Below are 6,816 nucleotides of genomic sequence, written 5' to 3'. Positions count from 1 at the left end.
TGCCGGCGTGGGCGATGTCAATGGCGATGGCAAAGCCGACCTGGTCTGGCGCAACAGGACTGATGGCAGTACCGCAATCTGGTTTATGAATGGGACTTCCATTGGTTCTTCCGGCTTTCCTGGCGGGTTGCCTTTGGCCTGGCGAATTGCGGGCGTGGGTGATGTGAATGGGGATGGCAAGGCGGATGTCATCTGGCGGAATGCCACTGGCACCGTGGCCGTGTGGCTGATGAACGGGTTAAGCATCACGAGTGTGGGCTTTCCCGGTAGTGCTTCAACGGCTTTTGAGATTGCCGGCGTGGGCGATGTTAATGGCGATGCCAAAGCCGACCTGGTCTGGCGCAACCAGAGTGATGGTACCACCGCGATCTGGTTAATGAATGGGACCGCCATTGCCACTGCGGGCTTCCCGGGCGGGGTACCCTTAGCGTGGAAAATTTCTCAAGTCGGTGATGTGAATGGGGATGGTAAGGCGGATGTCATCTGGCGAAATGCCAAAGGCACGGTGGCTGTCTGGCTGATGAACGGGTCGTCCATTTCGACCGTGGGGTTCCCCGGTTCGGCTTCCTCAGCCTGGGAAATTCAGTAGCCAGTGGTTCCCGTCGATGGGGCTCACCTGTCCAACGTGCTAAGGATGGAACCCGTTAACCCTCGCATGTTAGAATAAGCCTTATTTTTCCTTGCTCCTGATGAGCAATCTTTTAGTCACGTGTTTTACCACAAGACCGAACCCTCCCCCATTGCAGTGACAACGAAACCCCCTTCTTTAAATTCAACGAAATAAGCAATAACAACCCATGGGGCAGGTGTATGCGGCGACTTAACCAGGCAAGTCTTGGTCGCCGTGTGATGGGTTGTCGACTATTGCTGATTGGAGTCAATGATATGATCGTGATGAAGTTTCCGCACCAGAATGGATTGAACTTTAATTTCACCAGACAGAAATTGCAAAAAGGTTATACGGCGATCCTTCTGCGGCTGATGGTTTTCATAATTCTGCTTTTCCTCACCTGTGCCTTACCTGCGACGGCAAGAGCCGAAGAGGTTCCCAATGTTGTCGGGAGCCCACTGGCAACCGCAGAGGCGGCAATTGCCAGCACCAATCTGGTGGTGGGAGTCGTGACGCCGGTCAATAGTGCCACGGTGCCCATCGGCACGGTTATCAGTCAGGAGCCAGCGGCCGGAATTAATGTGGTCCCTGGCAGTCAGGTGGACCTCGTGATATCCGGAGCGACGGTGCCAAATGTGGTGGGGTTAGCTCAGGCGGCCGCGCAAGCCGCCATTACGGCATCTGGTCTCACGGTGGGGACAGGGACAGCAAGCAATAGTGCTACGGTGCCCATCGGCAGCGTTATCAGTCAAACCCCGGCAGGGGGTACCAATGTGTTACCGGGTAATGCCGTAACCCTGGTAGTGTCCCTGGGCACCGCAGTGCCGGATCTGGTTGGGTTGACCGAGGCGGCCGCACAAACCGCCATTGCGGCAGCAGGTCTCACGGTGGGGACAGGAACAGCCAGTAATAGTGCTACGGTTCCGGCTGGCACGGTTATCAGTCAATCCCCGGTCGCGGGGAGCAATGTCCCGCCGGGTAGTGCGGTGACTCTTGTTGTGTCCCTTGGGGCGAAGGTGCCCAATGTGGTGGGGTTGACGCAGGCCGCTGCGGAAACCGCCATTACCAAGGCGGGGTTGACGCTTGGAGCGGTGACGACGGCCACCAGTACGACGCTGGCGGCGGGGACTGTTATCAGTCAATCTCCGGTGGCCGAGTTGAATGTGGCTCCAGGTACCGCTGTGACGTTGGTGGTGTCCCTGGGGGTGGTGGTGCCAAATGTGGTGGGCTTGACCCAAGTCGCCGCAGAAACGGCGATCACCGGGGCCAGCCTGACGCTGGGCAGGGTAACGACCGCCAATAGTGCTAGCATTGCGGCGGGCAAGGTCATTAGTCAGGATCCGGCGGCAGAGGCTAAGGTAGAGGTAGGCAGTGCGGTGGCTTTGGTCGTGTCCCTTGGGGCAAAGGTGCCTAATATCGTCGGGATTTCGAGGGGTAGTGCGCAAACAGCTTTGAACTCAGCCGGACTTAAAGTTGGTACAGTGTCCTCGGCTAACAGTCAAACTGTGGCCATCGGGAATGTTATCAGTCAAGATCCGACAGGGGGCTCCAATGTCGCCCCGGGCAGCGCTGTTGCTCTGGTGGTGTCGCTGGGTACGGCCGTGCCCACGGTGGTCAATAAATCGCAGGCTGCGGCGCAAACGGCCATTACCAATGCAGGGTTGACTGTGGGGAATGTGGACTCAGTTTTTAGCGACACGGTTCCTCTAGGAAACGTAACCAGTCAAAATCCCATAGCTGGGACGAATGTGGACCCAGGTAGTAATGTCAGTTTGGTGATTTCCTCTGGTCCACCGGTTCTTCTCATGGGTGTGCAAAATGATCCCCGTACCGGGCCGCTGGTGAATAGCCTCTACCGTCTTCGTACCGATGGGGTTGTGACCAAAATTGCGGATCTGAAGCACCGCACGCATGGCTTAGCCTATATCGGGTCCAACTTGTATTCTGTAGAAGAACTGACGCTTGCGAAACAGGCAGGGACTCCGCCAAATCTGTATCGGCTCAATCCCGGCACCGGGGCCACATTAGCCACGATTCCCTTGTCGTTATCCACGGGTGAATCGTTAGAGGGGGGGCGCGGATTGGCCACGATGCCTGGGACCAATCAGCTATGGGCCTTGCTCGTGGTAACGTCTGAAGTGAATAGTTTCCGGCGGTTGGTGACGATTAATCCGACGACTGGCCTTGCCACGCAAAAGGCGAAACTCTCCGGAAACTTTATGGACCTGGCCTTTGATGCAGCTGGGACGCTTTATGCGATCACGGATAACCGACCGGTGTCCGGGGGAGCCGTGGCGCCGGCAAGGATTTATACGCTGAATAAGACGACGGGCGCTCCAACCGAATTCCTGGATGTCTCGGCTGGCGCGGTGGCCGGCCAACCGAATTTTCGAGAGAGTGAGACAATAGGGGTGGGGTCGTCCTCCGACCTCTTGTTTCATCTGTCCGGGCAACATAAAGTGACCTCAGGATTTACGAAAAATATTCTGTTTGAGAAGATTCATCGGACCACCAAAGCCAGAACGGCAATTGCGCTCAAGGGACCGGACTTTTTTGTGACGACGGCCTTGACGTTGGTGCCACCCACAAATACGAATACGAGTACAGGTACTCCGGCTTTGGCCGATCTGGATGGGTCCGGCACGACCGATCTGATCTGGCAAAACACCCAGGATGGCAGCACGGCGATCTGGTTGATGAATGGAACGACGATCTCAGCGACTGGCTTTCCAGGCGGGGTGCCGGAGGCCTGGAAAATTGCGGGTGTGGGCGATGTGAATGGAGACGGCAAGGGGGATGTCATCTGGCGCAATGGGACAAGCGGCACGGTGGCCGTGTGGCTCATGAACGGGGTGTCGGTGACGTCAGTGGGTTTCCCAGGAAGTGCGTCGCCAGCGTTTGAAATTTCCGGGGTGGGCGATGTGAACGGGGATGGCAAAGCTGACCTGGTTTGGCGCAACAGGACTGATGGTAGCACTGCCATCTGGCTGATGAACGGAACGAAAATTGCCGCCTCTGGTTTTCCTGGCGGAGTGCCCGTTGGCTGGCAAATCGCGGGTGTGGGCGATGTAAATGGAGACGGCAAGGGGGATGTCATCTGGCGCAATGGGACAAGCGGCACGGTGGCCGTGTGGCTGATGAACGGGGTAGGTATTGCGGGGGTCGGCTTTCCCGGAAGTGCCTCCCCGGCTTTTAAGGTTTCGGGCGTGGGCGACGTCAATGGTGATGGGAAAGCCGATCTGGTCTGGCGTAACACGAATGACGGCAGTACCGCGATCTGGTTGATGAACGGAACGAAAATTGCTGCCCCTGGTTTTCCTGGTGGGGTGTCGGTAGCGTGGCAAATTTCTCAAGTCGGCGATGTGAATGGGGATGGCAGGGCCGATATCATCTGGCGCAATGGTCCGAGTGGTACGGTGGCCATCTGGTTGATGAACGGGGTATCGATTTCGACCGTGGGGTTCCCTGGCTCTGCCCCATCCGACTGGGAAATTCAGTAGGCATTGATTACACATTTGCTCCAACAGGCTCATTCACCGGTACGGAACCCACTATCATCTCCAGTCCGGCCAATGAAAAGTGGAGGGGAAAGTATTAATGGAAAGGCGAGCGCGAACCGGAGTATGAATGGAAACCCCTGTGATGACATAATGGGAGTGTTGAATAATAATAATTTCCTAGGGCATATTGACCCACAGGCACGTTACATATCAGAGGCATCGGGGCGGTTCAAAAAAGTTCGTCCAGCAAGGCCGCAGTCATTTTTGCGCGCAGAGCGTACTTCCAGTACGTGAGCACGGAAAAATGACGAGAACGCCGCTGGCGGCTTTTTTCAACAACCCCATAATGGTCAGTCAATTGTTGCCGCATGGAGCACAGAACGTGAACGCAATGCAAATGCAGCCTCAGGGCGACGTGAGCCTGACCAACGGGTCCACCCGTCGAAGATCCAATTGGTTCATTTTGCAACTGGGGATTCTGGTATGTCTGCTGTTCCTCACCTCTGCCTTCCCCATGACCGCAAGGGCAATCGAAGTCCCCGATGTAGTGGGTCGTACCCAAGCTAAGGCCGAGGAGGCCATTACCAAAGCCGATCTTAGGGTGGGAAAAGTCATTTCGGCGAAGAGTGTGACCGTCCTGCCGGGTATCATTATCAGTCAAAATCCGGCACCAGGCATTAATGTGGTCAGACGCAGTAGGATTAATCTGGTAGTTTCTGGAGTGGGGGTTCCTGACGTCGTCGGCCGTAAGCAAGCTGACGCTCAGAAGGATCTGACTAAAGCAGGTTTAACCATAGGGAGGGTGACGACGGCCAATAGTACCGTCGTGGCGGAGGGCAAAGTCATCAGTCAAACTCCCCCGGCCGGAACTAAGGTGGAATTGGGCAGTCCGGTGGACCTGGTGGTGTCTCAGGGCAACAAAGTGCCGAATGTGTTGGGATTGACGCAGGCAGACGCTCAATCGGCGATTACCACGGCCGGGTTTACCGTCGGAGCCGTCACGACGGCCATTAGTGTCACTGTGGCACCGGGCAAGGTTATTAGTCAGAAACCTGGAGCCGGAAGCAAGGTGGCGGCGGGCAGTGCGGTGGCCCTGGTTGTGGCCCTTGGGGCAAAGGTTCCCAATGTCGTTGGTCGTACGCAAGTCGACGCTCAGAAGGCCATCACCAGCGAGGGCTTAACTGTGGGGACGGTGACGATGGCCAATAGTGCCACGGTGGCGGTGGGTAAAGTCATTAGTCAAAGCCCAGGGGTGGGCACGATTGTGGTGCCGGGTAGTGCCGTCACGCTAGTGGTGTCGCTGGGGACGGCGGTGCCAAATGTCGTGGGTTTGTCTCAGAGCCGTGCTCAAACGGCTCTGATCGCGTCGGGCTTAACCGTGGGGACCGTGACGGCCGCAAATAGCGAGACGGTGCCCAGCGGCACCGTCATCAGTCATACACCCGTGGCAGGGATAAGGGTGACCCCTGGCAGTTCGGTTGCCTTGGTCATTTCTTCAGGACCGCCGGTATTTCTCCTGGGCGTTCAAAATGATTCCAATACCGGGCCGCTCGTGAATAGCCTTTACCGTATTCGCACCGATGGGGTAGTGACCAAAATTTCTGATCTGACGCACCGCACGCACGGTTTGGCCTTTGTCGGATCCACCCTGTATTCCGTGGAAGAGCTGACGCTTTCGCAACAGGCAGGGACACCGCCGAATCTGTATCGGTTGCATCCAGACACCGGCGTCCAACTGGGCAAGGTCCCCCTGTCGTTGTCGACGGGGGAATCCATAAAGGGTGGGCGAGGGTTGGCCACGGAGCCTGGGACAGGGCAATTATGGGGCTTGCTCGTAGTGACATCCGAAGTGAATAGTTTCCGTCGATTGGTGACGATTAATCCGGCGACGGGCCTGGCCACGCAAAAGGCCAAACTGTTTGGGAATTTTATGGATCTGGCGTTTGATGCGGCCGGGACGCTCTATGCGATCACGGATAACCGACCGGTGCCCGGAGCATCGACGGTGTTCCCGGCCAGGATGTATACGGTGGATAAGGCGACGGGCACTGCAACTGAATTTCTAGATGTTTCGGCCGGCGCGGTGGCGGGACAACCGAATTTTCGAGAAAGTGAAACGATTGGGATAGGGCCTACATCAGACCTGCTGTATCATCTTTCCGGGCAGCATAAGGTGACTTCTGGATTTACCAAAAACATTCTGTTTGAAGCAATCCAACGGACCACCAAAGCCAGAAAGGCAATTCTGCTTACGGGTCCGGACTTTTTTGTGACGACGGCTTTGACGTTGGTGCCAATCAGGACTGCTCCGGCCCTGGGAGATCTCGATGCCAATGGCAAAGCTGATCTGGTTTGGCGCAACAATTCTACTGGCAACACGGCAATCTGGTTGATGGATGGAACGACGATTGCGGCCTCAGGCTTTCCCGGTGGGGTGCCGGTGGCCTGGAAAATTGCCGGAGTTGGCGATGTGAATGGCGATGGCAAGGCAGATGTCATTTGGCGAAATGGTTCGAGTGGAGGTGTGGCCGTGTGGTTGATGGACGGGGTAACCATTATCTCCACGGGGTTTCCGGGTAGTGCCTCGCTGGCGTTTCAGATCAGGGGCGTGGGCGATGTGAACGGCGATGGCAAAGCGGACCTGGTTTGGCGCAACACGACTGACGGCAGTACGGCGATCTGGTTGATGAATGGGACCGCTATTGC

At 56.6% G+C, this 6,816-nt stretch carries 3 protein-coding genes; all 3 read left to right on the top strand.

Annotated features, from left to right (window positions below; translation table 11 throughout):
- The coding region (locus tag AAH187_RS01915; protein ID WP_342346734.1) for a VCBS repeat-containing protein at positions 1-589 on the top strand (589 nt) is incomplete at its 5' end.
- A gap of 221 nt (positions 590-810) precedes the next feature.
- Positions 811-4,110 (top strand): PASTA domain-containing protein, encoded by a 3,300-nt coding sequence (locus AAH187_RS01910; RefSeq protein WP_342346733.1) that lies wholly within the window; start codon positions 811-813, stop codon positions 4,108-4,110.
- Positions 4,111-4,501: 391 nt separating this feature from the next.
- On the top strand, positions 4,502-6,816 hold a 2,315-nt coding region (locus AAH187_RS01905), incomplete at its 3' end, for a PASTA domain-containing protein (RefSeq protein WP_342346737.1).

This window comes from uncultured Nitrospira sp., from assembly GCA_902500695.1.
In the GTDB taxonomy this organism is placed as follows: Bacteria; Nitrospirota; Nitrospiria; order Nitrospirales; family UBA8639; genus Nitrospira_E.
Note: the sequence above shows the minus strand (reverse complement) of the source record. Positions and strands in the feature narration are given on the sequence as shown.